Below are 26,094 nucleotides of genomic sequence, written 5' to 3'. Positions count from 1 at the left end.
CCATGCAGTTAAGATTGGTGCAACGCACAAAATTTAACTGTTGCGCGTAGCGAAGCAAAAGCTGGTATTTTTAACCGTTTAGTGGAATCGTGCGTTTGTTGCGCGGAAAATTCTGCTTCGGCTCAAGCTCCGAGCCGGGCGTGTCGTTATATGCCCAGAAGTTGCCCAGTATCAAGCATCAGACGTTTGTAGTAAGGGAAGAGACAGTGCCTCGCGTGCGGCGACAGCCCGCCGCACGCGGGGATTATCGAGCGTCGTTGAGCCTGATCGCCGGAAGTCTTGCCGGGATCGACACGCAGACCGGTTTTTCACGGGGCAACCATGCTCTACCAAATCCACGAAGTTCAGCGGGCCATGTTGTCGCCCCTCACCGCCTGGGCCCAGGCCGCATCGAAGTCGTTTGTGAATCCGGCGAGCCCGCTTTCCTATGTTCCCGGCGCGAGCCGTTTTGCTGCCGGCTACGAATTGCTGTACCGGCTCGGCAAAGACTACGAAAAGCCGCAGTTCGACATCCACCAGATCGTGAAGGACGGCCATAACATTCCGATCGTCGAGCAGACGGTTGTCGAAAAGCCGTTTTGCCGTCTGCTGCGCTTCAAGCGCTTCGCCGACGACAGCGCCACCGTCACCAAGCTGAAGGACGAGCCTATCGTGCTGGTGTGCGCGCCGCTTTCCGGGCACCATTCAACGCTCTTGCGCGACACCGTGAACACGCTTTTGCAAGACCATAAGGTGTACATCACCGACTGGTTGGACGCGCGCATGGTGCCGGTCGAAAATGGCGCGTTCCATCTGGACGATTACGTCGAATACATTCAGGAGTTCATCCGCCATATCGGTGCGAAGGACCTGCATGTCATTTCGGTGTGTCAGCCGACCGTGCCGGTGCTTGCCGCCATTTCGCTGATGGCGAGCCGCGGCGAGGACACGCCGCGCACCATGACCATGATGGGCGGCCCGATCGACGCGCGCCGCAGCCCGACATCGGTCAATTCGCTCGCGAACGAGCACTCGTACGAGTGGTTCGAGAACAACGTCATCTATACGGTGCCGGCGAATTATCCGGGCGTGGGCCGCAAGGTGTATCCGGGCTTTTTGCAGCACGCGGGATTCGTTGCGATGAATCCGGAGCGCCACCTTACCGCGCACTGGGACTTCTATCAGAACCTTCTTCGCGGCGACGACGACGACGCCGAGCAGCATCGCCGTTTCTACGACGAGTACAACGCCGTGCTCGACATGGCCGCCGAGTATTACCTGGAGACCATCCGTATCGTGTTCCAGGAGTTCCGTCTTGCCGAAGGCACGTGGGACGTGAACGGCGAGCGCGTGCGCCCGCAAGACATCACGGCGACGGCCCTGTTCACCATTGAAGGCGAACTGGACGACATCTCCGGTAGCGGTCAGACACGCGCCGCGCACGATCTCTGCACGGGCATTCCCGCGCAGAATCAGCGGCACTTCACGGCGGAAAAAGCTGGTCACTACGGCATCTTCTCCGGACGCCGCTGGCGCACGATGGTGTATCCGCAACTGCGCGAGTTCATTCTCGAACACGACAAGGCGCCGAAGAAGGAAGCCGTGCCGGCCTGAGATTCAGTGACCGAGTTCGACTACGCGCCGGTTCATAGAACCGGTTCCGTAAAAGACGAAAAGTCGCGCCTGTTTCCAGGCGCGACTTTTTTATTGCCCGCGTGTCAGACGATTAACGACGCGTCAAAAACGCCAGCAGCAATTCCGTATTCATCCGCACCATTTGTTCGCGCTGCGACGTTTCGCTAAAGTCGAGTCCAAATGTGGCTTCGAGCGTAAATCGATTCGATACGATGTAGTAGCCGAGCCCCGACAGCGTGATATAGAACTTCAACGGGTCGACGTCGTTTCGAAAAAGCCCGGCTTTTTGGCCGCGATCCAGAATTGCGGTGACCGTTTCGAGCATGGGCGAGATCAGTTCGCGCGTGCGATTCGAACTCTTGATGTATTTCGCCTCGTGCAGGTTTTCATTGTTGATCAGCCTCAGCAATTCCGGATGATCACGGTAGTAATCCCAGACAAAATGGGCAAGGCGCGTGATGGCCTCGATGGGTGCCACGCCGTCGAGGTCGAGCGTGCGCTCGGCTTCCACCAGCGAGCCGAGGGCGTGTTCAAGCACTGCCGTGAAAAGCTGCTCCTTACTGCCGAAGTAGTAATAGAGCATGCGTTCATTGGTTTCGGCCCGGCGCGCGATCTGATCGACGCGCGCGCCGAACAGTCCTCCCGCTGCAAACTCTTCTGCAGCAGCCAGCAGGATACGGCGACGGGTGCCTTCAGGATCTCTTTTGATTTTCGGCTGATTCATGGTGGCATGATTCAGGAGCCGCGTTGTCCGGATGAGCGTCACGCGGCCCGCGTTTGGGTACATGACGTGAACGGGCGCTGCCCATGGTTATTGGGGAACACCGTCCTGCGGTCAAACGGTAAAGCGCTTTGATTATGCGCACATCGCCACGTCATTGGCAATTGGGATTAAGCGTTCGCAGCACGACTATTTGCGACTTCGGCGATAATGACGCCTAAACCCGAGCGCGTACCGTCGTCAAAAGCGGAATAAGCGCGCCGAATGCAGGCAGCGAGCAACCGTCATACGTGTTTGATTGTGGTCGAGCCGTTCTTGCGCTCCTCCCTGCCTCGACTCCCCAAGCCATATCGCGACCCCTTCGTGACCGTTATCGTTTCAAAGACGCTCGCCGAGCGCATTGAAGATTTGCTGCCGCAGACCCAGTGCACCAAGTGCGGCTATCCCGCCTGCCGGCCTTATGCGGAAGCCATCGCCGCGGGCGATGCAAACTACAACCAGTGCCCGCCAGGCGGCGCACAAGGCATCGCGCGGCTCGCTCGATTGCTCGACAAGCCCGTGATTGCGCTCGACACCACGCATGGCGTCGAACGTCCGCGTCCCGTTGCCGTGATCGACGAGAACGTGTGCATCGGTTGCACGCTTTGCATGCAGGCGTGCCCTGTCGATGCAATCGTCGGTGCGGCGAAACAGATGCATACGGTCATTCCCGAACTGTGCACGGGTTGCGATCTATGCGTGCCGCCCTGCCCCGTCGATTGCATCACGATGATTCCCGTGACCGGCGACGCCACCGGCTGGAATGCGTGGTCTCAACCGGAAGCCGACGCGGCGCGCGAGCGTCACGACCGGCGCGTGGCGCGCGACGAACGTGAGCGCGCGGCGGCCGAAGCGCGTGCATCGGCACGTCGGGCGCAAGCGGCGGCATCTTCCGCACAGCCCGAAGCAGCCGTAAGCGCCGCCGTGCAAGCCGACGACCCCGAAGCCAGGAAACGCGCGATCATTCAGGCCGCGCTCGACCGCGCACGCAAGAAGAAGGAAGAGATGGCGCACGCAGGCACCGGCCCGAAGAACACGGACAACGTGAGCCCCGCCGTGCAAGCGCAGATCGATGCCGCCGAGGAGCGCCGCCGGCGGCTCGCCATGCAGGAAAACGCGAACAACGATCCCCCGAACTCACGATGAACGCCAAAAAGCGCCGCGCCATCTTCGAAACGTTGCAAAGCATCGACCCGGAACCGAAGACGGAGCTCGAATACACGACGCCATTCGAACTGTTGATCGCCGTGATGCTCTCGGCGCAAGCCACCGATGTCTCCGTCAACAAGGCGATGCGCAAGATGTTCCCCGTCGCCAACACGCCTGGGAAAGTGCTTGCGCTCGGCGAGGAAGGCGTGACGGACTATATCCGCACGATCGGGCTGTATCGGACCAAGGCGAAGAACGTGATCGCGACGTGCCGGATGTTGATCGAGCAACACGGCGGCGAAGTGCCCGACAATCGCGAGGCGCTCGAAGCGCTGCCAGGCGTCGGACGCAAGACAGCGAATGTCGTGCTGAATATTGCGTTTGGGCAAGCGACCATTGCCGTCGACACGCATATCTTTCGCGTCGCCAATCGGACGGGACTGGCGCCGGGCAAGGACGTGCGGGCGGTCGAAACCGCGCTGGAGAAGTATGTCCCGGTTGAATTTTTGCAGCACGCGCATCACTGGCTGATCCTGCATGGGCGATACGTCTGCAAGGCGCGCGTGCCGGAGTGCTGGCATTGCGCGATCGAGCCGCTTTGCGAATATCGGCCGAAGACGCCGGCGCCGGTGGTTTGAACCGCCGGGCAGCCAAGCGCCAATTGCCCCAGCGCTCAAGCAGAACCCCCACCCCAAGCTCTACAATAGCGGTCTGAATCCCGCAATCGAATCAATACCTTATGTTCAACCCTAGCCGCGACGAAGTTCGTCAGTTCTTCACCGAAACCTGGCGCAAGGAGCGCGCGAGCGAAATTCTCACGCCGCTCGAAAGCATGGCCGCCGACTGGATGCGCGAGCATCCGGAATATCACGACGCGCTCATCGATCCTGAAGCACAAGGCGCGGACTATTCGCCCGATCGCGGCCAGAGCAACCCGTTTCTGCATCTGTCGATGCATCTTGCGATCACCGAACAGTTGTCGATCGATCAGCCGCCTGGCATTCGTCGAGCGCACGAGCGACTGGCCGCGCGGCTCGGTTCCACGCACGAGGCGCAGCACGCCATCATGGAATGCCTTGGGCAGGTGATCTGGGAAGCGCAGCGCAGCAACACGCCGCCGGATACCGACGCATACCTCGCGCTCATCGAGCGTCGAGCTTCAAAGGACTAACTTCGCCGGACTAAACATCTTCGAAGCCGCGCGACAAAGCAAAACACCCCGCTCGATGCGGGGTGTTTCGTTTGATGCGAACGAACCGAAGCGCGCTTACTTCTTCAGCACGAGGTTGCCGTCGAGCGATTCGATATAAGCCGCGAGATCCTTCAGGTCGCTCTGCGACAGGTTCTGCACCTGCGCCGCCATGATGGCGTTGTTGCGGCCGAAATTCGGATTTCCGCCGCCAATCTGATACTGCCGGAGCGCCCAGTAGATATAGCTCGCATGCTGACCCGCGAGACGCGGATACTCGCCGCTCACTGGTTTATTGAGGTTAGGGCCGTGGCAGGCCGAGCAATTGTGGCTCTCGGACAGTGCCTTGCCGTTGCCGACGTCCGCCGCGTGCGCAACATTCAACGCCGCCATGCCGATGAGCGCCGCTGCCGCGCATGCCGCCTTGAAGCTTGTGTGGAGTGCCTGAGAGGGCATCATGAATTCTCCTGTGTCCATGCAATACCGGATTGCCGTATCGACGTCGGCGCATGAGTGCGCGCGCGTCGCATCGAGTCAAACGCTAAAAAGCACGGATCACTTGTCGGGATTGTTCTTCGATTGGGGAGTTTGCGCGGCGTAGTACGCGGCAATATCGGCGATGTCCTGATCGGACAAGGTAGTCGCGATGGCGCGCATGGTGTCGAAGTGGCGGTCGCCCTTCTTGTAGGCATGCAGCGCATTGGCGATGTACTGCGCGTTCTGACCGCCGAGCATGGGCACTTCATAAACTTCGGGATACGCCGTGCGATAGCCGGGTATGCCGTGGCAGCCGATGCACATCGCGACCTTGCCCTCAGCGGCCTTTGCGTTGCCCACGACGTCGGCCGACGCCTGGGTCGCGAAGCCGGCAAGACCCGACAGCGCTGCAATCACGGCACATTTGCCGACAAAATTGTTCATAGCTTCTAACCTAGCATGAGGGGAAATCCGGCGCGCTTCTACCGCTTGGGGCCAAGGCCGCGCCGAGCGCATCACAACCTTCTCGGGACTGTTTTCGCTATTTAGCCACGCAGGCCAAAAAAATCGGGCTAATTGTACCGCGCGACCTCCCCACCGTCCACAAGGGGAGATCGCGCGAAAGCCCTGCTGACAAGGGGAATCGGCTGAAAAGCAGCTAACCCGCCTGCGACAATTGGTCCCTGCACAAACATTCCGATTGACTTCGCCCGACTTCGGATGCAGGGCCGGCGCGCGTGCTCCGGCGTGCCTGAAGCGGCTCACACGATACCCCGGCAAGCCCCGATGCCAAAAGGTCTTCTGACTTATACTGGGATTTTTTTCCTCACCGGACTTCGTCATGCGTTTCGAAGGCTCATCGCAATACGTCGCGACCGACGACCTCAAACTCGCGGTGAACGCCGCGGTGACGCTGCAACGCCCGCTCCTCATCAAGGGTGAACCCGGCACCGGCAAGACCATGCTTGCCGAGGAAGTGGCAAGCGCGCTCGGCATGCCGCTCCTGCAATGGCATATCAAGTCGACCACCAAGGCCCAGCAAGGCCTCTACGAATACGACGCCGTCTCGCGCCTGCGCGACTCGCAACTCGGCGACGAGCGCGTGAAGGACATCCGCAACTACATCGTCAAGGGCGTGCTGTGGCAGGCCTTCGAAGCGGATCGACAGACGGTGCTCCTGATCGATGAGATCGACAAAGCCGATATCGAGTTTCCGAACGACCTGCTGCGCGAACTCGACCGCATGGAGTTCTATGTCTACGAGACGCGGGAACTCGTGAAGGCGCGGCATCGGCCGCTCGTCATCATCACGTCGAACAATGAGAAGGAACTGCCTGACGCGTTCCTGCGCCGCTGCTTCTTCCACTACATCAAGTTCCCGGATGCGCAGACGATGAAAGAAATCGTCGAAGTGCATTACCCGGACATCAAGCAGGAGTTGCTCGCCGCCGCGATGCAGAGCTTCTTCGAACTGCGCAACGTGTCGGGCCTGAAGAAAAAGCCGTCCACCTCCGAGCTGCTCGACTGGCTGAAGTTGCTTCTCGCCGACGACATCCCGCCTGAAGCACTGCGCTCGACTGATCAAAAGCAGATCGTGCCGCCGCTGCACGGCGCGCTTCTGAAGAATGAACAGGACGTCGCGCTATTCGAGCGGCTTCTGTTCATGAACCGCAACAACCGCTAACCAAGCCCTGGAAAAAGCACGCATGAGCCGCTGGATCGAACCCGTCACGCTCGAAGGCGAGCACGTCAAGCTCGTGCCGCTCACCGTCGAACACGAAGCCGCGCTCACGGCCGCTGCTTCCGACGGCGAGTTGTGGAAACTCTGGTACACCTTCGTGCCGTCGCCCGACAAGACGCGCGCATATATCGATACAGCGCTCGACATGCGCGACCGTCTTGGCGCGCATCCCTTCGCGGTGATCGATGCGAAGACCGGCGATGTCGTCGGTTCCACGCGCTATTTCGCGGTCGACGAAACGCATCGGCGGCTGGAAATCGGCCATACGTGGTATGCAAAGCGCATGCAGCGCACCGCGCTCAACACCGAAGCCAAGCTGCTCCTGCTCACGCATGCCTTCGAAAGGCTCGATGCGATCGCCGTCGAGTTCCGCACGCATTTTATGAATCACCGCTCGCGTGCAGCCATTGCGGGGCTTGGCGCGAAGCAAGACGGCATTCTGCGCAACCATCAGATAGGACGCGACGGCGTGTTGCGCGATACCGTCGTGTTCTCGATCATTCAGTCGGAATGGCCCGCGGTGCGCGCGCATCTGAAGTATCGGCTCGACCGCTGATTCACCTCGCTATGGAGAGCGCGCCATGCTGATCGACTTTTTCTACTCGCTGCGCGACGCGAAGCTGCCCGTCTCGGTCAAGGAATACCTGACCTTGCTCGAAGCGCTGAAGGCCCAGGTCATCTCGCCCTCGCTCGACGAGTTCTATTTCCTCGCGCGCATGGCGCTCGTCAAGGACGAGAAGTACTTCGACAAGTTCGACCGCGCGTTCGGCGCGTACTTTCATGGCATCACCGAGTTGCCCGACGAAGCCTTCGAGGTTCCGCTCGACTGGCTCAAGAAGCGGCTCGAACGCGATTTCACGCCGGAAGAGAAAAAGCGCATCGAGGCAATGGGCGGTATCGACAAGCTGATGGAGCGCCTGAAGGAACTGCTCGACGAGCAAAAGGACCGCCACGAAGGCGGCAACAAGTGGATCGGCACGGGCGGCACGTCGCCATTCGGACATGGCGGATACAACCCGGAAGGCATCCGCATTGGCGGCGATTCGCCCGGCGAGCGCAGCGCGGTCAAGGTGTGGAACGAGCGCGCCTATGCCGATTACGACGATCAGGTGGAAATCGGCACGCGCAACATCAAGGTCGCCTTGCGACGCTTGCGCCGCTTCGCGCGCGAAGGCGCCGCGGACGAACTCGATTTGCCCGACACCATTCGCAGCACGGCAGCCAACGCCGGCTGGCTCGATCTGAAGATGGTGCCGGAGCGCCACAACAAAGTGAAAGTGCTGATGCTGCTCGATGTCGGCGGCTCCATGGACGATCACATCAAGCGCGTCGAAGAGCTTTTTTCGGCGGCGAAGGCCGAGTTCAAGCATCTCGAGTTCTTTTACTTCCACAACTGTGTGTACGACTATCTGTGGAAAAACAATCGGCGCCGGCATGCCGAACGCACGCCGACCTTCGACGTGCTGCATAAATTCACGCCGGACTACAAGCTGATCTTCGTCGGCGACGCCACCATGAGTCCCTACGAAGTGCTGCAACCGGGCGGCTCGGTCGAATACAACAACGCCGAAGCCGGCGCGGTGTGGCTGCGGCGTCTTGCCGATCAGTTTCCGCATCATGCGTGGCTGAACCCGGAGCCCGAGCGGCTGTGGGAATATCGCCAGTCCGTTTCCGCGATCCGCCATGTCCTCGGCAACCGCATGTACGCGCTCACCATGGCAGGCCTCGAAAGCGCGATGCGCGCGCTGTCCAAATAACCATCCACCACGCATGAACGTCTCTTCCTCCACGCCCGCCCCGCTTCGCCCGCTTGCCGATACCTCCCTTTCCGCCATCGTCGCCGGCTTCGTCGCGATGATGACCGGCTACACCAGTTCGCTCGTGCTGATGTTCCAGGCGGGCCAGGCCGCGCATCTGTCGGACGCGCAGATTTCGTCGTGGATCTGGGCGCTTTCCATCGGCATGGCGCTGTGCACGATCGGCTTGTCGCTGCGCTATCGCGCGCCTATCGTCGTCGCGTGGTCGACGCCGGGCGCGGCCTTGCTCATCTCGTCGCTGCCGAACGTGGCGTATGGCGAGGCCATCGGGGCGTTTATCGTGTGCGCGGCGCTCCTGACCGCGGTCGGCGTGACGGGCTGGTTCGACACGCTCATGAAGCGCATTCCGTCGGGCATCGCCGCAGCCTTGCTTGCGGGCATTCTGTTCGAAATCGGCATCGAGATTTTTCGAGCGGCGCAAATGCAGACGGCGCTCGTGCTGGTGATGTTCTTCACGTACCTCATCGCCAAGCGCCTGGCGCCGCGTTACGCCATTCCGGCGACGCTCATCGCCGGAATCGCCGTCGCGGGTTCGCTCGGACTGCTCGACTTTTCGCGCTTCCATGTGGCGCTCGCACACCCCGTTTTCACGATGCCGTCGTTCTCCGTCTCGGCAATCGTGAGCATCGGCATTCCGCTCTTCATCGTGGCGATGGCCTCGCAAAACGTGCCAGGCATCGCCGTCTTGCGCGCCGACGGCTACGACACGCCTTCCGCGCCGCTCATTTCGACCACCGGCATCGCTTCCTTGCTGCTCGCGCCGTTCGGCTCGCACGGCGTCAATCTCGCGGCGATCACGGCCGCTATCTGCACCGGCCGCGAAGCGCATGAAAATCGCGACAAGCGTTACACGGCGGCGGTCTGGTGCGGCATCTTCTATCTCGTCGCGGGCACGTTCGGTGCGACCATTGCGGCGCTGTTCGCGGCGTTCCCGAAAGCGCTGGTCGTTTCGGTCGCGGCGCTCGCGCTTTTCGGTTCGATCATGAGCGGACTCGCCAACGCTATGCACGACGTGCGCCAGCGCGAGCCGGCGCTCGTCACGTTCATGGTGACGGCTTCCGGGCTGACCCTGCTGTCGATCGGCTCCGCATTCTGGGGTTTAATCGCGGGCGTCGTGACGCATCTGATCCTTAATGCGCGCCGGCCGAGCGCCTAAAATGACGGTATCGGCCGGCATTATCTGGCCGAGATATTGCAACTACTTCTGCATCACCGTCATGTCTCTGATCGACAAATTACTGGCGCGCGGCATCTCCGCCGGCGCGACAAAGCGCAAGACGATCGTTCGCGTCCTGCTCGACGACACCGGCACCGTCCAGGATGTCGTGCTCAAAAAAAGTTGCGGCGATACGGCCAGGGACGCGCGCGCCCTCAAGGAAGTACGCGCCATGCGCTTTCCACGCGGGCAGATCGGTTCAGGCACGGTGCGGCGCTGGCACGAGCTGGCGTACAGCATCGAGTGACCGCGCTGTAAGGAACCGCGCCGTGCAGCTCCGGTCGAAGCCGGGCATGCCGCGTGCGCGCTTTCAAGCGTGAAACCCGTGCGCGGGACTAGAATGATGAAGTCAGAAATCAGGGGCGCGCCGCAGCCGAAGCATCGCGTGCGGCGTCGCGTTCAAGGGCAAACCGCGGGCCACCGCAATTGACAAGGCGCATTGCGCCGACAACTCGACATGACATCCGCTCTCGACCAGCTCAAGCAATACACCACCGTCGTCGCCGATACCGGCGACTTCCAGCAATTCGTCGCGTTCAAGCCGCAGGACGCCACGACCAATCCGTCGCTGATCCTGAAGGCCGTGCAGAAGGACGACTACAAGCCGCTGCTCGAGAAGACCGTCAAGGAGCACAAGGACAAGCCGATGGGTCAGATCATCGACAATCTGCTCGTCGCGTTCGGCACCGAGATTCTGAAGATCATTCCGGGCCGCGTATCGACCGAAGTCGACGCACGCCTTTCGTTCGACACCAAAGGCTCAATCGACAAGGCACACGAAATCATCAAGCTGTACGACGCAGCGGGCATCTCGAAGGACCGCGTGCTGATCAAGCTGGCGTCCACGTGGGAAGGAATCCGCGCGGCCGAGGTGCTGCAAAAGGAAGGCATCCACTGCAACATGACGCTCTTGTTCTCGCTGGCGCAAGCCGTCGCGTGCGCGGAAGCCGGTGCGCAACTGATCTCGCCGTTCGTCGGCCGCATCTACGACTGGTACAAGAAGTCGGCGGGCGCCGAATGGGACGAAGCGAAAATGGGCGGCGCTAACGATCCGGGCGTGCAGTCGGTGCGCCGCATCTACGCGTACTACAAAAAGTTCGGCTACAAGACGGAAGTCATGGGCGCGAGTTTCCGCACGGTGAGCCAGATCACGGAACTCGCGGGTTGCGATCTTTTGACCATCAGCCCCGATCTCCTGAAGAAACTCGCCGACAGCGACGAGAAGGTGGAGCGCAAGCTCTCCGCGGATTCGGTCAAGAACGAGAACGTCGAGAAGATCAGCGTCGATGAGCCGACCTTCCGCTTCCTCGTCAACGACGACGCCATGGCCACCGAAAAGCTCGCGGAAGGTATTCGCGCGTTCGCTGCCGATGCAATCAAGCTCGAAAAGCTGATTACCGCGCTTCAATAAGCCGGGCGCTTCCCCGCATGCAGTACAACAAAATGGCGCACTCACACTGCGCCATTTTGTTGTCATGACTCAGTGTTTCTGTAAACGCACTATTCCCGTTTATTTTGACCTAAATTGACCTTTTCCCAGTTTCCATAAACGCGCGTTGCAATAGACTGCGAGGCTCTGAGGCAAAACGTAAGAGCTTAAAAAGTCAGTCATGCAACTCGATACTTATGTGTTCTTCAACGGCGACTGCGCGGACGCGCTCGCTCTCTACCAAACCGCACTCGGCGCGGAGATTCATGCGCTGATCCGCTTTCGCGACACGCCCGACAGCGCGAGCGTTCCGCCCGAATGGCAGGACAAGGTCATGCACGCGCTCTTCAGCGTGGGACCTAACGCCATCATGGTGTCGGACGGCCAGTTCGGTCAGCCGTCGAAGGCTTATCAGGGCTTCACGCTGTCCATCGCCGCCGACGACGCGGCTTCCGGCGAACGCATGTTCAACCAGCTCGTCGAAGGCGGCGAAGTGCTGACCCCGTGGCAGGCCACTTTCTTCACGGCAGGCTTCGGCATGCTGAAGGATCGTTTCGGCGTGCCCTGGCTCATCAACGTGGTCAATACCACCGAGGAAGCACCCGCGCAGGCGTGACAGCCCGCTCACTGAAGGCGCGAGACGAGCACAGTCAATCGTTGAGCGGCCGTGCGCCTTCTATGTTCCACTGCCGCTCGATCTCACTCAGTCGCAAGCGCAGGCGTTCCACCTGCTCCGCAAAACGCATGGCGAGCCAGTGCATGCCCTGCGTCGATAAATCCCTTTCGTTCGCTTCTCCTGGCATCGGCGTGAATACGGTCAGGTCCACGCTTCGGTGCAAAAGACCCACACGCCCGAAACGCAGCGCGCGCGACATGCGCAGCAGCTTGTGCCGCGCCTCCTGCTCACGCGGCGTGCAGTCGATGCCGAAATTCTCCACCGCCGACGAAGCCAGCATCTCCAGCGCCGCCAGGATCGAACGATGCAGGCGCTGAATCTCCTCTAGCCGCGCAATTGGCACATGTGTTTCCTTTGCGACCGATTCCATCAAGCCGCGCGCCTGCACGAGACGCTGGCTCATCGCAAGAAAGCGCCGCGTGGTTTCCTCGGGCAACAGCGGCTTGCCATCGAGCAATGCGCCGTAAAGCCGCGCGCATTCGCGCAGGTTGTCCGCCAGCCGATAGCGCCACGAATACGTTGCGTACTGCGGCAGCACGAACGAGAACGCCAGCGCGATGGCAATGCCGATCATCACATTGGCCGTGCGCCACAGCCCGACATCGAAGGAAAGATCGCCATGACCGGAGACGATGACCATTGTGATCGCGGTCAGCAGCGCGACATAGCCCGCCTTGCCAATTGCGTAGTAGGCGCACGCGCCCGCGAACAGGGACATTAGAAAGAAAAACAGCAGGAGCGAGCCGAACAGCGCATGCACGAGGATCAAAAAGAGGCCGATGCCCGCGCCGAGCGCCGTACCCAGTGCCCGTTCAACGGCTTTCTTGCGGATATTGCCGTAGTGCTGTAAGCCGCCGATCACGACCAGCAGCGACACCGACGCCCACACGCCATGCGGCACGTTGATGCCGGTCGTCACCAGAAACGAGGTTGCCATGCCGAGCGCGACGCGCACCGCGTGGATCACGTTCGCATGCCGGTATCGAAAATACGGCGAAGCGAGCCCGTGCATGAGCCGCCTTGCCTGCATGCGCCGGGGTGACACGGAAGTCTGTAAGGGCATGGTCGCTCGTGGTCCGAAGTCGAAACGCCCGCAACAGCCGGAAGGCGGTTACGGGCGTTCAGGGTATCAAACGCGGAGAAATCGCGCGATCAACCTTCCACGATGTCCAGATAATCTTCCGGACGCGTACGGTCATCCGAACGTTTGAGGCCGAGCGCGCGTACCAGCAGGCTCACGACGATGGACACCACGAGATTGACGATCAACGCCCACACCGCCGCATAGCCCGGCACGGCGTAGCCGAACATATGCACGGTGAAGATCGAGCCCTTGAGTTGCAGCGATACGGCCATCCACGTACCCGTGCCGATACCCACCGCCCAGCCGATCAGCAAACCGCGATGATCCAGCACGCGCGTATAGAGACCGAGCACGAGCGCGGGAAGCGTCTGGATGATCCAGATGCCGCCGAGCAGTTGCAACTGGATGGCATAAGTGAGCGGCAGCGCGAGAATGAACACCACCGCGCCCACTTTCACGATCAGCGAGACGAGCTTGGCGACGTTGGTTTCTTGCTCGGGCGTCATCGACCGGTTGACGAACTCGCGATGCACATTGCGCGTGTAGAGGTTGGCCGCCGCGATCGACATGATCGCCGCGGGCACCAGCGCGCCGATGCCGATGGCCGCGAACGCCACGCCCACGAACCACGACGGGAAGTAATGCAGAAAGAGCGCCGGCACGGCGAAGTTCGCGCCGTAGGCCTTGAAGTACGACGCGTATTCCGGCATGTCCTTCACGCCCGAGGCAAGCGCCATGTAGCCGAGCAGCGCGAGCAGCCCGAGCACGAGCGAGTACGCGGGCAACAGTGCCATGTTGCGGCGAATGGTGTTGCCCGAGTTCGACGAAAGAATCGCCGTCACCGAGTGCGGATACAGGAACAGCGCGAGCGCCGAACCCACCGCGAGCGTCGCGTACGCGCTGTAGCCGTTGAGGCTCGCGGTATCGGGCGCCTTCAAGAGCAGCTTGGCGGGCGGCACGACCCCGAAGATGTGCCCGAAGCCGCCGAGCTGCGCGGGAATGATGATCATCGCGGCGATGATGGTGATGTAGATCAGGACGTCCTTCACCACGGCGATCATGGCGGGCGCGCGCAGGCCCGAGGTGTACGTGTAGGCCGCGAGAATCGCGAACGCGATGATGAGCGGCATGTCGCCGAGCAACCCTTGCGTCGAAAAGCCGAGCGCGCCGATCACCACTTCGATGCCCACGAGTTGCAACGCGATATACGGCATGGTCGCGACGATACCCGTCACGGCGATCGCCAGCGCGAGCATGCGGCTGTTGTAGCGTGCATGCACGAAGTCAGCGGCGGTTACGTAGCCGTGCCGCTTCGCGATACTCCACAGCTTCGGAAACACGACGAAGGCGAACGGATAGATCAGGATGGTGTAAGGCAGCGCGAAGAAGCCCGTCGCGCCCGCGCCGAACACGAGCGCCGGCACGGCCACGAAGGTGTACGCGGTGTAGAGATCGCCGCCGAGCAGGAACCACGTGACGACGGTTCCGAAGCGCCGGCCGCCCAAGCCCCATTCGTCGAGCTGGCCGAGATCGCCCTTGCGCCAGTGCGCGGCGATGAAGCCGAGAATCGTCACGCCGACGAAGAACAGGACGAAGACGAAAGTCGCGGTGAGATTCATCATCGCGGGGCTCCTTGTCGGGGCGTGGCACGACCCGAGGACAGCGCCTTGGTCTTCTTATAGACGACGGCCGTGATGACCGCGCTGATCAGCACCCACAGCAACTGATACCAGTAAAAAAACGGAAAGCCCCACAGAACCGGCTCGATCTTGTTGTAAAACGGCACCCAAACCACGCCGATCCACGGAAGGATCAGAAGCCAGAGCCAATGCTTGTTGCGTGGTTGTCCTGTGCCGGTCGCAGCTTCGTGAGCCATGACGGTCTCCCTATTGTTTTGAGCATTCGCTTTGGGCGCGGCCAGGCGAGGACGGTCGGTCGCTCGCTCGAAAGGCCGGTTGCCATCTTGCATGGCACGCCGCTGAAAGCGCCCCGAAATAACAGGAGGAGTATATGGACCGAAAAACGCGGGTCAAGCAGGGGGAATCCCGACTAATCCCCTGATAAGAAATGAGATCGTAAAATTCGCCGGGATCGCCTGCCTGGATTGGCTGGATTGGCTGGATTGGCTGGATTGGCTGGATTGGCTGGAGCGGATCCGGGGATCAGATGGCGAACGAACCGGTCATCGGCAGCGTCGCGGTTTCGGCCAGGCCTTTCACCCACTTGCGCGCGGGCAGGCCGAGTTGTGCTTCGATCAGCCTGGCGCGGGCTTCGAGCGCGGCGAACGGCACGTCTAGCGCGGGACCGGCGAAGGCGAGCGCGATACGGTTGCCGTCGTGTACTTCCGGCAGCGCGATCACGCGATGGGCGAATGCCTCGTTCAGATGCCGCATGTTGCGCACGAAGCTCGGGTGATCGCCGAACAGGTTGATCGTGACGACGCCCGCATCCGGCGTGAGACACGCCCGGCACGCGCGATAGAACGACACGCTGTCGAGCACGGGACCGCGCGCGCTGGCGTCGTAGATATCGATCTGCAGCGCGCCGATGGTGCCGTGGTTCGCGCGGTCGTTGACGAACTCCCACGCGTCGCGTTCGGTGACGGTGAGGCGCGCGTCGTCGTACGGAAGCTCGAACATGGCGCGCGCGGCGATCACGACCGCCGGATTCAACTCGACCGCTTCGACTTGCGCGCGTTTCAGGAAGCGATAGCAGAACTTGGTGAGCGCGGCCGAGCCGAGCCCGAGTTGCACGATGCGCGCCGGCGTCTCGATGAAAAGCAGCCACGCCATCATCTGCTGCGCGTATTCGAGTTCGAGGTGATCGGGCTTTTTGATGCGCATCGCGCCCTGGATCCATTCAGTGCCGAAGTGCAGATAACGCACGCCGCCCTCTTCCGAGAACGTCACGGGCGCGAAGCGCGGCTTACGCGGCGCGTCGATGCGCGGCGCGTTGGCGAGATCGTCGTCATCGCCCTTGATGCGGCGGCGGTCTTGTTTCGCCGCGTCCTTGTTGCGGCCGAACGCGCGTGCTTCGGCGGATGCGCGCTTGATCAGATTCTTCATTGTGTGCTGAGAATGTCGCGCCAGACGCGCAGTTTTTGGTCGAACGAGAGCATAGCATTGGCCGCGCTCGACGAAGGCAGCACGAGCGTCGCGTAACCCGCAGCGCTCGCCTGCGCCTCGAAGCGGCCCGAAGTCTTGCCGTTGAAGCAGACTTTCCCGAGCGCGGGAAAGCGCGTGTGAAATGCGTGGAAGTCGTTCGCGGCGGCGTTGCGGATTGCGCTGTCGAGGCTGCCCTGGCGCTCGCATGCGGCGAGCACGTCCCATAAGCCGATCCGATGAGCAAGCAGGCGTTGCAGACGATTCTCGTAGCTGAATTCATGCAGCGGTTCGCCGATCACCGCGCCCACGAGCCGCCAGAATTGATTGCGCGGATGCGCGTAGTACTGCGTCGCCGTCAGCGATGCGACGCCCGGAAAGCTGCCGAGAATCAGCGTATGCGTGGCGCGGTCGGCCACGGGCGCGAATCCGGTCAGCGTCATCGGGCTTTCTCGTCCGCGACGCGCTTCGCATGCGAACTCAGGTGCTCGAACGCCCGCGCATGCTCACGATGATGAACACCCCGCGGTCTTGCCGATTCCGCGAGCCGCGCCCAGAGCGCATCGAGCATGCATTCGGTGACCATGAGCGGCGCGCCGTAGCGCAGGAATACCGAGCGGCGCGCGTGCAGAGCATGTCCGGGCGGCGTTTCGCGCAAGGCCAGCGCATGCAGCGGATGCCGCGCGGTGACGACGCGGCTTGCGAGTACGGAACGGGACACGCTGCTGTCGCTGTAGAGAAGTTCGGCGAGCGGGCGGGTGCGCAGGCGGCGCATCGATTGCCAGATGCCCGTGCTGTGCGACAGCGCGACAATGCTGTGCGCGACTACAACTGCGACGCCATCGACCTTCAACGCGACTTCGCGCGTCCACACCGGCGTGCGCGGCGTGACGCCGAGCGCTTGCCATTCGTCAAGCCACGGCGCGGCGACGCATTCGCGCGTCACTTCCACAGTGACTTGTCCTAGCGCGCGCAAGTGCGCGGTCAGGGAGCCGCCGCGTGTGAGCCAGTCTTTTTGATGCCCCGTAAGCGATGCGAGCGGCGCGCTGCGCCAATGGCGGTCGACGGGATCGGTGCAGGTCAGCATGGCATTGATTATAAAACCGCGCTTGCCCTTCGGACAAATCGTATGGAATGGCGGCGCGCAACGCAGCACACTGAATTGCAGACCGTGGATTTCACGATCAGCGCATTTATAAAAGGATATCTAAATGTCTAAAAACACAAAGCAGACGTCGAACAAGGTGGCGCATTTGGCATCCGAGACGCTTCATGATCCGAAAGCATCGGAGATAAAAAAGAGTCTTGCCGCGTCGGCTCTATCACAGGCCCATAGCGCGAAGCAAACAAGCGGCGCGATGGAGCACAAGGCAAGCGAAGTGCTGAAAAGCCCGAAGTATTCGAAGGAAACGAAGACGCTAGCTGCTTCCGTGCTCGCCCAATCCAACAAGGAGCGCAAGTAAAAATACGCGCTGCCGGTCCGTTCCGGCAGCGCGCATCCAAAGGTCGAGACTTCAAGCGCGCTAACGACAACGCTTCAGTCCGCTTCCGTGCCCGAGCGGGCCAAGAAGTCGTAGCCGCATAAAAAACGCGCCGCCGTTCACTCGGCGGCGCGTCCTTCACCTCAACAACCAACCCTCGACCTCAACGCGCCAACAACAACGCATTCGTCCGCTTCACGAAACTTGCCGGGTCTTCCAGCGATCCGCCTTCGGCCAGCAACGCCTGATCGAACAGCAGATGACACCAATCCGCGAAATTCGCGCCATCGGTCTGCAGCGCCTTCACCAGCGGATGTTCCGGGTTCACTTCGAGAATCGGCTCCATCTTCGGTGCGTTCTGCCCCGCTGCCTTCAGCATGCGTTGCAGGTAGCCGCTCATGTCGCCTTCGTCGGCCACGAGACAGCTCGGCGAATCGGTCAGGCGGAAGGTCAGGCGCACGTCCTTGGCCTTGCCTTCGAGCGCTTCCTTCATCTTCTCGACGAGCGGTTTGAATTCCTCGCCGACCTTTTCCTGCTGCTGCTTTTCCTCGTCGTTCAGCGCGCCCAGATCGAGGTCGCCACGCGCGACGCTCGCCAGCGGCTTGCCGTCGAATTCATTGAGGAAGGACAGCATCCATTCGTCGACGCGATCCGTCAGCAACAGCACTTCCACGCCCTTCTTGCGGAACACTTCCAGATGCGGACTGTTCTTCGCGGCCTGCCAGCTGTCCGCGGTGACGTAGTAGATCTTCGTCTGCTCGGGCTTCATGCGCGAGACGTAATCGGCGAGCGAGACGTTTTGCACGTCGGAGTCGTTATGCGTCGATGCAAAACGCACCAGCTTCGCAATGCGATCCCGGTTGCTGAAATCCTCGCCAATGCCTTCCTTGAGCACCTGACCGAATTCCTTCCAGAAATTCGTGTACTTTTCTCGGTCGGCTTCGTCGGTTGCTTCGGCCGATGACGATGCGATTTCTTCCAGCATCGACAGCACGCGCTTGCTCACGCCTTCGCGAATTGCCTTCACGTCACGGCTTTCCTGCAGTATCTCGCGCGAGACGTTGAGCGGCAGATCGGCCGAATCGACCACGCCCTTCACGAAGCGCAAATACGCGGGCAGCAATTGCTCGGCATCGTCCATGATGAAGACGCGCTTCACGTAGAGCTTGAGGCCGCCGCGATGTTCACGGTTCCACAGATCGAACGGCGCGTGCTTCGGCACATACAGCAGTTGCGTGTATTCGCTGCGGCCTTCCACGCGGTTGTGCGTCCACGCGAGCGGGTCGTCGTGATCGTGCGAAATATGCTGGTAAAACTGCTTGTATTGCTCGTCGGTGATGTCGCTCTTGTTACGCGTCCACAGCGCGCTCGCCTGATTGACGGTCTCGTCTTCGTCCTTCTCGACCATCTCGCTCTTCTCGGCGTCCCATTCTTCCTTCTTCATGAGGATGGGCAGCGCGACGTGATCCGAATACTTCTGGATGATCGACTTGAGCTTGTGACTCGAAAGCAGTTCGTCCTCTTCCGGACGAAGATGCAGCGTGATGGTCGTGCCGCGTTGCGCGCGCTCGATATTCTCGACTTCGAACTCGCCTTCGCCCGCGCTCGTCCAGCGCACGCCTTCCGATGCCGGAAGACCGGCGCGGCGCGATTCCACCGTGATCTTGTCGGCGACGATGAAGCCCGAGTAAAAGCCCACGCCGAATTGTCCGATGAGCGCGGCGTCCTTTTGCTGGTCGCCGGAGAGCTTCGAGAAGAACTCTTTCGTGCCCGAGCGCGCGATCGTGCCCAGATGCGAGATGGCTTCTTCGCGGCTCATGCCAATGCCGTTGTCGTCGATGGTGACGGTGCGCGCCGCCTTGTCGAACGACACGCGGATACGCAGGTCCGGATCGTTCTCGTAGAGCGCGCTGTTTTCGATTGCCTCGAAGCGCAGCTTGTCTGCCGCGTCCGATGCGTTCGAGATCAGCTCGCGCAGGAAGATTTCCTTGTTGCTGTAGAGCGAATGAATCATCAGTTGCAGAAGCTGCTTCACTTCCGCCTGAAAGCTCATGGTTTCTTGCGCCATGGTCGAGTCCTCTGGTTGAGTTTTATAGATGCGGTTCGGAATGCGCGGCGTGCGATCTTAAGCCACTTGCATGGCATGCGCCGCGTACACACGCAGAATTCGTCCGATATATGGGCGGGACGGGCTATTTCAAGAGCCGGTGAAAAGCCGGTTAGGATGACGCTTTAGCACGACCGATCGCCCGACCATGTTTCACACGCCGAAGCCCTTGATACGCGCACGGCCGCTCACGCCCGGTGAGATCGCGCTGGCGCGGTGCGTGTTCGGCGCTTCGATCGATTATTCGACGGTCCGCGTTCACGCTCGCGGCTATCTGCCGTTCGGACTGCAACCGCGACACACCGCGATGTCGCCGAACGGCAACCTCTATTTTCCACGCGCATGCTACCAGCACGACTTCTCCGCCTGCGACCTCGGTGAGCGCATGTGGTTCATCCACGAGATGACGCATGTGTGGCAGTTCCAGCTCGGCTATTGGGTGAGGCTGCGCGGGGCGATTCGTATCGGCCTGCCTTATCGCTATGCGCTCGCGGCCGACAAAGGTCTCGCGGACTACAACATGGAAGCGCAAGGCAACCTGCTTGCCGACTATTACGCGCTTAAGTTTTGCGGCGGACAGGCGCGGCTCTATGAGCGTCGGTATCGGTTGATGCCGGGTGCGCTTGCGCTCTTCGAGCACGTGCTGGCGGGGTTTTTGAATGCGCCATCGGACCGGCGGCATTTGCCTCGTCTTCGGAATCGGCCGCGTCGGGAGAGTTGACGTGCGGCCGGGGTGCGCGGTTTTCCACGACACCATTCAGCCGAGCCGCTCGCCTAGGAACCCCGCCGCGCCGCCTTTTCCCGATGACTCGCCAGCAACTCCGGCAACGCCGGATCGCCGCAGTTGGCGATGTTGAAGCGCATCCACGTAGTGGGCGACTGATTCGGCGAAAACAGGCTGCCCGGCGTCAATAAAAAGCCGGCTTCGTGCCCCGCCGCCGCGAGACTTTCCGAATCGACACCCGTGTCGGCCCAAAGAAACATGCCGGCCGATGGCGTCGTGAACAGCTTCAGACCGGTCTTTTCCAGCATGCGAGCGGTCTTGTCACGCACGGCGTCGAGCCGCCCGCGCAGCCGTTCGACGTGCCGCCGGTAATGCCCTTCGGTCAACACCTTGTAAAGCACGCGTTCGTTGAGTTCGGGCGTCGTCATGCCGACGAGCATCTTCTGATCGGCGAGCGCCTTCGCCACTTCCGCCGATGCCGCGACATAACCCACGCGCAGATTCGCGGCGAGCGTCTTCGAAAAGCTGCCGAGAAAAATTACGCGCTTGAGTTGATCGAGCGATGCAAGCCGCGTTGCCGGATACGAAGGCGCACACAGATCGCCGTAGATATCGTCCTCGATGACCATGAAGTCGTACTGCTGCGCGAGTTGCAGGATGCGGAACGCCTGCGCCGCCGTGAGCGACGTGCCGGTCGGGTTCTGCAGCACCGAGTTGATGATCAGCATCTTCGGCCGCCAGGTCGCGACGAGCGATTCGAGCGCGTCGAGATCGGGCCCATCCGGCGTGTACGGCATGCCGACGAGCCGCGCGCCCTGCGATGCGAAACGGCCGAACATCTGGAACCACGCGGGATCGCCGACGATCACCGCATCGCCCGGCTTGACGTAAAGGCGCGAAATCAGGTCGATGGCCTGCGTGATGCCCGACACCATCACGATCTGCTGCTCGGTCGCGCCGATCTCCAGTTCCGCGAGACGCGTCTGCAACTGCAGCCGCAGCGGCAGAAAACCATGCGGCGTGCCCATGCCGAGCATCTGCGCGCCGGACATGCGGCTCATCGAGCGCAGCGCGTTGGTGATGAGCTCGCCGTCGAGCCATCGGTTCGGCAGATAGCCGAGCCCCGGCCCCTTCTCGGGGCTCGAACTGTGCAGCATGTTGCGCAGAAGCCAGACCACGTCGATTGCGTTCTGCACGGGCGCCTGCTCCGGCGCCGGGCTCGCGGCGGCCACGATACGGTCGCGCACGTAGAAGCCCGACCCGCGCCGCGAATCGAGATAGCCGTGCGCGACAAGCCGCTCATAAGCCTCGACCACGGTGAAGCGCGACACGCCTTTATCGACCGCCAGCTTGCGGATGGACGGCATGCGCATGCCCGGCCGAAACACCCGTTCGTCGATGCGGCGGCGTCCCCACTGCACGAGCTGATCGACGAGCGTTAGCTGCGCGGCGTCGTGCGGAGCGGGAATCTGATCGAGCGGGACGGACATGCGGGCCTCCGTGGCGGATGTGCGGTTCAGGCGAAGCGTTCGATATGCTCAAAACTGTACAGAACAGTATTCCGCCGATTGTACCGTTACTGTTCTGGTGGCAGCAGCTACATTCTGCATTCGGGCTGCACTGGATGGCGCATCCTTTCCGTGACCGTGCGCTTCGGGCGGCGCGGGCGAGCGGTTATGCTATCGGCCCCTGTATTGACGCTTCGGGCTTGTGCCATGACCGCTCATCCGCTGAAACTCGACCATCTCGTGATCGCCGCGCGCACGCTTGCCGAGGGCGCGCAATTTATCGCCGCGAAGTTCGGCGTGGAGACCGCGCCCGGTGGCGCGCATCCGCTCATGCGCACGCACAACCGGCTCTTGAGCCTGTGGGGCGGCGCTTATATCGAAGTGATCGCAATCGATCCGGACGCGCCTTCGCCCGCCACATCGCGCCCGCGCCTCTTCGCGCTCGACGACCCGGCATTGCAGCGTCGCCTCGAAGACGGTCCGCAGCTCGTGCACTGGGTGCTTCGTGTGGATCGGCCGAAGTCGCTCGTGCGCTGGCAGGAGCAGTATCCGGAACGCATCGCGCCCGTGGTGGCAATGTCGCGCTCCGGCAATACGTGGGGGCTGACGGTGCCGGACGACGGCGCGTTCCCCGCGTGGCAGGGCGTGGGCGATGGCGTGTTGCCCGCGCTGATCCAATGGGATACGCCGCGTCATCCGAGCGATACGTTGCCGCAGACGGGCATTGCGCTGGCATCGCTCACGGGGTTTCATCCGAACGCGGATGCGGTGGCGCAACAGCTCGAATGGCTCGGCGCGGCGCATCTGATGCAAGTCGAGCCAACGCGTGGCGCGCCCGCTCTCGTCGCGCGTTTCGAGCTGCCAGATGGCTCGATGGTGACGCTCGGCGAATCGGCGGAATCGGTGGAGGCGGCGCGCCTTGCGAACGAGCAGGCGCGGCAGGCGGCAGGCAAGCGAAGGCGTGTGCGAGACAAGGCTGCGGCGGTTGCGCTGGATGGCGATTCGTCTGCCGAAGAAGGCGGTGCATCCAGCATGCAAAGCGATCCGCGCGAACTGCAAGCCGAGACGAATGAGCAAGCCACGGTCGATGCCGACGCCGCACCTACCGACGACAACGACAACGACGACTAACAGCGAGCCCAAGAGCCCGCCCCAAAGGAGACATGGAACGATGAGAACCCGCGAAACCGAAGGCATGTTGCTCGGCCTGATCGGCGTCGTCATCTTCAGCCTCACGCTGCCGATGACGCGCATCGTCGTGCAGGAAGTGCATCCGCTTCTGAACGGGCTCGGGCGCGCGCTCGTCGCCGCGCTGCCCGCCGCCTTGCTGCTTGCATGGCGCCGCGAAAAGCGGCCGTCCTGGCCGCAGATCAAGAGCCTCGCGGTCGTGTCTCTTGGCGTGATTGTCGCGTTTCCGGTGTTTTCCGCCTGGGCGATGAAAACCGTCCCCGCGTCGCACGGCGCCGTGGTCAATGGCTTGCAGCCGCTGTGCGTCGCGATCTACGCCGCGTGGCTCTCGCACGAGCGGCCATCGAAACTCTTCTGGGTGAGCGCTATCGCGGGCAGCGCGATCGTCATCGCGTTCGCCTTGCAGACGGGCGGCGGCGGCTTGCAGGCAGGCGACCTTCTAATGCTCGTCGCGGTCGGCATCGGCGCGCTCGGCTATGCGGAAGGCGCGCGGCTCGCCAGACAGATGGGCGGATGGCAGGTGATCTGCTGGGCGCTCGTGCTATCGGCGCCCTTCCTCGTGCTGCCGGTCGGCTGGCTCGCGTGGGCGCATCACGCGGCTCATCCCGAGCCGCTCGCTTTACGCACGTGGCTCGCGTTCGGTTACGTGACGCTCTTCTCGCAGTTCATCGGCTTTTTCGCGTGGTACGCGGGTCTCGCGATGGGCGGCATCGCGCGCGTCGGACAAGTGCAATTACTGCAGATTTTTTTCACGATGGCATTCTCCGCGCTCTTCTTCGGCGAACAGGTAAGCGCGACGACGTGGCTCTACGCGACCGCCGTCATCGTGACAGTCGTGCTCGGGCGCAAGACGGCGGTGCGCGCGGCGCCGCTGCCCGTTGCGGCGGCAAGCCCGAACAGCGCAAGATAAGCACCCAGGCCGAAAGCCCGAGACCGTGCACGCAAGTTCGCTTGGGCGATAATCGACATTTCAGGCGGCCGTGCACTTTGCCGCCGGATTCAGGATCAGCTTCAGCCAGTTGTAGTCAACCCCGGAAACCCCAAGCGAGACATTCCATGAATCAAGCCGATCTGCGCGCCACGCCGTGGCAACTTTCCGAACGCGCCCGCAAGCTCACCAGCTCGGCGATTCGTGAAATCCTCAAAGTCACGGAGCGGCCCGAAGTCATTTCCTTCGCGGGCGGCCTGCCCTCGCCGCAGACGTTTCCCGTCGAGGAAATGCGCGTCGCGTCCGAACGCATCTTGCGCGATCAGCCCGCCGCCGCGCTTCAGTACAGCGCGACCGAAGGCTACATGCCGCTGCGCGAATGGATCGCGGCGCGTTATTCGAAAGACGGCGTGACCATTCGTCCGACGCAGGTGCTCGTCACGACGGGCTCGCAGCAAGCGCTCGATCTGCTTGGCAAGACGCTCGTCGATCCCGGCAGCCGCGTGCTCGTCGAAACGCCGACTTATCTCGGCGCGCTGCAGTCCTTTTCGATGTTCGAGCCGCATTACGTGCAGATGCCGACGGACGAAGCCGGCCTCATCCCCGAAGGACTGAGCGCCGCGCTCACCGCCGATGCACGCCTGCTCTACGCACAGCCGAACTTCCAGAATCCGACGGGTCGCCGTCTGCCGCTGGAGCGCCGCCGCGCGCTCGCCGCGTTCGCGCAAAGCGCCGCGTTTCCGATCATCGAGGACGACCCCTACGGCGCGCTCGATTACGCCGGCGCTCCGCTGCCCACGCTGCTCTCGATGGCGCCCGATCACATCGTCCATCTGGGCTCGTTCTCGAAAGTGCTGGCGCCGGGTCTGCGTGTGGGCTACATCATCGCGCCCGAGGAGCTGCACTTCAAACTCGTGCAAGCCAAGCAGGCAACCGATCTGCATACGCCGAGTCTCACGCAACGTATCGTTCATGAAGTCATCAAGGACGGCTTTCTCGATCGACATGTGCCGACCATCCGCGCGCTGTATCGCGACCAGTGTCAGGCCATGCTCGACGCGCTCGAACGTCACATGCCCGCCGGTGTCGAATGGAACCGGCCCGAAGGCGGCATGTTCGTGTGGGTGAAACTGCCGAAGCACATCGATTCGATGAAGCTGCTCGAACAGTCCATCGCGGAGAACGTGGCGTTCGTGCCGGGCGGTCCGTTCTTCGCCAACGACGCCGAGCACAACACGCTGCGTCTTTCGTTCGTGACGGTGCCGCCCGCGAAGATCGACGAAGGCGTCGCCAGGCTCGGCGCACTGCTGCGCGCGAGCGTCTGATCCACGCGCGGCGCTTCATTGGCGTCGCGCTTCAACTCACTCCAGGAGTCATCGATGGCATCCAACGTTTACGACAAGCTGAAGGAACTCGGTATCGACCTGCCCACCGCGGGCGCGCCCGCCGCCGCCTACGTGATGAGCGCGCAGAGCGGCAACACGGTTTATCTGTCGGGACACATCGCCAAGAAAGACGGCAAGGTTTATACGGGCAAGCTCGGCGACACGCTTTCCACCGAAGAAGGCAAGGCCGCCGCGCGCAACGTGGCCATCGACCTGATCGCGACGCTGCACGCGCATGTGGGCGACCTGAACCGCGTGCGCCGTATCGTCAAGGTGATGAGCCTCGTCAATTCGACGCCAGACTTCACCGAGCAGCATCTCGTCACCAACGGCGCGTCTGAACTCATCGCGGATATTTTCGGCGATGCCGGCAAGCACGCGCGTTCGGCCTTCGGCGTGGCGCAGATTCCGCTTGGCGCATGTGTGGAAATCGAACTGATCGCCGAAGTGGCCTGACGCTTTCGCCTTCGCCGCCGTAACATTGCAAGAACCCGGCGTCATCAGGCGCCGGGTTTTTTGT

General features: G+C 61.9%; 27 protein-coding genes and 1 pseudogene. 17 read left to right on the top strand and 11 right to left on the bottom strand.

Going from position 1 to position 26,094, the window contains the following annotated elements; translation table 11 throughout:
- Positions 1-321: 321 nt before the first annotated feature.
- Positions 322-1,593, top strand: coding sequence for a polyhydroxyalkanoate depolymerase (locus tag P9250_RS23210; protein WP_250464175.1), 1,272 nt, complete (start codon positions 322-324; stop codon positions 1,591-1,593).
- Between the two features lie 112 nt (positions 1,594-1,705).
- Here the strand turns inward: P9250_RS23210 and P9250_RS23205 are convergent, their stop codons facing one another.
- Positions 1,706-2,338: a TetR family transcriptional regulator gene (locus P9250_RS23205; RefSeq protein WP_244828000.1), complete on the bottom strand. Its 633-nt coding sequence runs from the start codon at positions 2,336-2,338 to the stop codon at positions 1,706-1,708.
- Between the two features lie 261 nt (positions 2,339-2,599).
- Between P9250_RS23205 and rsxB the strand changes: the two genes are divergently transcribed.
- The 3 genes from rsxB to P9250_RS23190 all read left to right on the top strand — a co-directional run bounded on the left by rsxB (position 2,600) and on the right by P9250_RS23190 (position 4,694).
- The gene (gene rsxB, locus P9250_RS23200) at positions 2,600-3,520 is read left to right on the top strand and encodes an electron transport complex subunit RsxB (protein WP_409014927.1); all 921 of its coding nucleotides are present in this window, start codon (positions 2,600-2,602) and stop codon (positions 3,518-3,520) included.
- Positions 3,517-4,161, top strand: a complete 645-nt coding sequence (nth, locus tag P9250_RS23195) for an endonuclease III (protein WP_244827511.1) — start codon at positions 3,517-3,519, stop codon at positions 4,159-4,161. Before rsxB ends, nth begins: the two co-directional genes overlap by 4 nt.
- A 101-nt stretch (positions 4,162-4,262) precedes the next feature.
- Entirely contained in the window at positions 4,263-4,694 is a 432-nt protein-coding gene (locus P9250_RS23190) for a DUF1841 family protein (RefSeq protein WP_250464171.1), read from the top strand.
- Between the two features lie 96 nt (positions 4,695-4,790).
- Here P9250_RS23190 and P9250_RS23185 read toward each other — a convergent pair whose 3' ends face one another.
- Together P9250_RS23185 and P9250_RS23180 are read right to left on the bottom strand one after the other, a co-directional pair.
- A complete protein-coding gene (locus P9250_RS23185; protein WP_244827509.1) occupies positions 4,791-5,171 on the bottom strand; it encodes a c-type cytochrome in 381 nt (126 codons plus the stop codon).
- Positions 5,172-5,267: 96 nt separating this feature from the next.
- Entirely contained in the window at positions 5,268-5,633 is a 366-nt protein-coding gene (locus P9250_RS23180) for a c-type cytochrome (protein WP_061121774.1), read from the bottom strand.
- A gap of 397 nt (positions 5,634-6,030) precedes the next feature.
- Here P9250_RS23180 and P9250_RS23175 point away from each other — a divergent pair, with 397 nt between their 5' ends.
- From P9250_RS23175 to P9250_RS23145, 7 genes are all read left to right on the top strand, one after another.
- Positions 6,031-6,873: a MoxR family ATPase gene (locus P9250_RS23175; protein ID WP_244827508.1), complete on the top strand. Its 843-nt coding sequence runs from the start codon at positions 6,031-6,033 to the stop codon at positions 6,871-6,873.
- A gap of 22 nt (positions 6,874-6,895) precedes the next feature.
- Positions 6,896-7,486, top strand: coding sequence for a GNAT family protein (locus P9250_RS23170; protein WP_310395394.1), 591 nt, complete (start codon positions 6,896-6,898; stop codon positions 7,484-7,486).
- A 25-nt stretch (positions 7,487-7,511) separates the two neighbouring features.
- Positions 7,512-8,687 carry a VWA domain-containing protein gene (locus tag P9250_RS23165; RefSeq protein ID WP_244827506.1) on the top strand — a complete coding sequence of 392 codons (1,176 nt, stop codon included), beginning with the start codon at positions 7,512-7,514 and terminating at the stop codon, positions 8,685-8,687.
- Positions 8,688-8,700: 13 nt separating this feature from the next.
- The gene (locus P9250_RS23160) at positions 8,701-9,903 is read left to right on the top strand and encodes a benzoate/H(+) symporter BenE family transporter (RefSeq protein ID WP_310395393.1); all 1,203 of its coding nucleotides are present in this window, start codon (positions 8,701-8,703) and stop codon (positions 9,901-9,903) included.
- 1 nt (position 9,904) lies between these two features.
- Positions 9,905-10,210 carry an energy transducer TonB gene (locus P9250_RS23155; protein WP_310395391.1) on the top strand — a complete coding sequence of 102 codons (306 nt, stop codon included), beginning with the start codon at positions 9,905-9,907 and terminating at the stop codon, positions 10,208-10,210.
- 210 nt (positions 10,211-10,420) lie between these two features.
- Positions 10,421-11,374 carry a transaldolase gene (gene tal, locus P9250_RS23150; RefSeq protein WP_244827503.1) on the top strand — a complete coding sequence of 318 codons (954 nt, stop codon included), beginning with the start codon at positions 10,421-10,423 and terminating at the stop codon, positions 11,372-11,374.
- Between the two features lie 199 nt (positions 11,375-11,573).
- Entirely contained in the window at positions 11,574-12,008 is a 435-nt protein-coding gene (locus P9250_RS23145; protein WP_250464167.1) for a VOC family protein, read from the top strand.
- 34 nt (positions 12,009-12,042) lie between these two features.
- Here P9250_RS23145 and P9250_RS23140 read toward each other — a convergent pair whose 3' ends face one another.
- The 6 genes from P9250_RS23140 to P9250_RS23115 form a co-directional block, all read right to left on the bottom strand.
- Positions 12,043-13,131, bottom strand: coding sequence for an FUSC family protein (locus P9250_RS23140; protein WP_250492088.1), 1,089 nt, complete (start codon positions 13,129-13,131; stop codon positions 12,043-12,045).
- An 89-nt stretch (positions 13,132-13,220) separates the two neighbouring features.
- Positions 13,221-14,771, bottom strand: a complete 1,551-nt coding sequence (gene mctP / locus P9250_RS23135; RefSeq protein ID WP_244827999.1) for a monocarboxylate uptake permease MctP — start codon at positions 14,769-14,771, stop codon at positions 13,221-13,223.
- Positions 14,771-15,028 (bottom strand): DUF3311 domain-containing protein, encoded by a 258-nt coding sequence (locus tag P9250_RS23130; RefSeq protein WP_244827500.1) that lies wholly within the window; start codon positions 15,026-15,028, stop codon positions 14,771-14,773. The genes mctP and P9250_RS23130 overlap by 1 nt, the downstream gene beginning before the upstream one ends.
- A 286-nt stretch (positions 15,029-15,314) precedes the next feature.
- Positions 15,315-16,217, bottom strand: a complete 903-nt coding sequence (locus tag P9250_RS23125) for a spermidine synthase (RefSeq protein WP_310395387.1) — start codon at positions 16,215-16,217, stop codon at positions 15,315-15,317.
- Positions 16,214-16,696, bottom strand: coding sequence for a DNA-deoxyinosine glycosylase (locus tag P9250_RS23120; protein WP_309842158.1), 483 nt, complete (start codon positions 16,694-16,696; stop codon positions 16,214-16,216). The genes P9250_RS23125 and P9250_RS23120 overlap by 4 nt, the downstream gene beginning before the upstream one ends.
- Complete coding sequence (locus P9250_RS23115; protein ID WP_310395385.1) at positions 16,693-17,340, bottom strand: chorismate lyase; 648 nt, start codon at positions 17,338-17,340, stop codon at positions 16,693-16,695. Before P9250_RS23115 ends, P9250_RS23120 begins: the two co-directional genes overlap by 4 nt.
- Positions 17,341-17,464: 124 nt before the next feature.
- Between P9250_RS23115 and P9250_RS23110 the strand changes: the two genes are divergently transcribed.
- A complete protein-coding gene (locus tag P9250_RS23110; RefSeq protein ID WP_250492084.1) occupies positions 17,465-17,716 on the top strand; it encodes a hypothetical protein in 252 nt (83 codons plus the stop codon).
- A 181-nt stretch (positions 17,717-17,897) separates the two neighbouring features.
- Here the strand turns inward: P9250_RS23110 and htpG are convergent, their stop codons facing one another.
- A complete protein-coding gene (gene htpG / locus P9250_RS23105) occupies positions 17,898-19,802 on the bottom strand; it encodes a molecular chaperone HtpG (protein ID WP_310395383.1) in 1,905 nt (634 codons plus the stop codon).
- Between the two features lie 187 nt (positions 19,803-19,989).
- On the opposite strand from htpG, the gene P9250_RS23100 reads away from it, so the two are divergent.
- Positions 19,990-20,562, top strand: coding sequence for a Rhs element Vgr protein (locus P9250_RS23100; protein ID WP_310395381.1), 573 nt, complete (start codon positions 19,990-19,992; stop codon positions 20,560-20,562).
- A 53-nt stretch (positions 20,563-20,615) separates the two neighbouring features.
- On the opposite strand, the gene P9250_RS23095 is transcribed toward P9250_RS23100, so the two are convergent.
- The gene (locus P9250_RS23095; protein WP_250464154.1) at positions 20,616-22,055 is read right to left on the bottom strand and encodes a PLP-dependent aminotransferase family protein; all 1,440 of its coding nucleotides are present in this window, start codon (positions 22,053-22,055) and stop codon (positions 20,616-20,618) included.
- 225 nt (positions 22,056-22,280) lie between these two features.
- Here P9250_RS23095 and P9250_RS23090 point away from each other — a divergent pair.
- The 4 genes and pseudogenes from P9250_RS23090 to P9250_RS23075 form a co-directional block, all read left to right on the top strand.
- Positions 22,281-22,943 (top strand): annotated as a pseudogene (locus P9250_RS23090) (VOC family protein); the annotation flags it as partial.
- Between the two features lie 301 nt (positions 22,944-23,244).
- A complete protein-coding gene (locus P9250_RS23085; RefSeq protein ID WP_250508795.1) occupies positions 23,245-24,171 on the top strand; it encodes a DMT family transporter in 927 nt (308 codons plus the stop codon).
- Positions 24,172-24,317: 146 nt separating this feature from the next.
- Positions 24,318-25,514: a PLP-dependent aminotransferase family protein gene (locus tag P9250_RS23080; RefSeq protein ID WP_250464150.1), complete on the top strand. Its 1,197-nt coding sequence runs from the start codon at positions 24,318-24,320 to the stop codon at positions 25,512-25,514.
- A gap of 54 nt (positions 25,515-25,568) precedes the next feature.
- Positions 25,569-26,030, top strand: a complete 462-nt coding sequence (locus tag P9250_RS23075; RefSeq protein ID WP_244827491.1) for a RidA family protein — start codon at positions 25,569-25,571, stop codon at positions 26,028-26,030.
- The last annotated feature ends 64 nt before the right edge of the window (positions 26,031-26,094 follow it).

The organism is Caballeronia sp. LP006, assembly GCF_031450995.1.
Lineage (GTDB): Bacteria > Pseudomonadota > Gammaproteobacteria > Burkholderiales > Burkholderiaceae > Caballeronia.
Note: the sequence above shows the minus strand (reverse complement) of the source record. Positions and strands in the feature narration are given on the sequence as shown.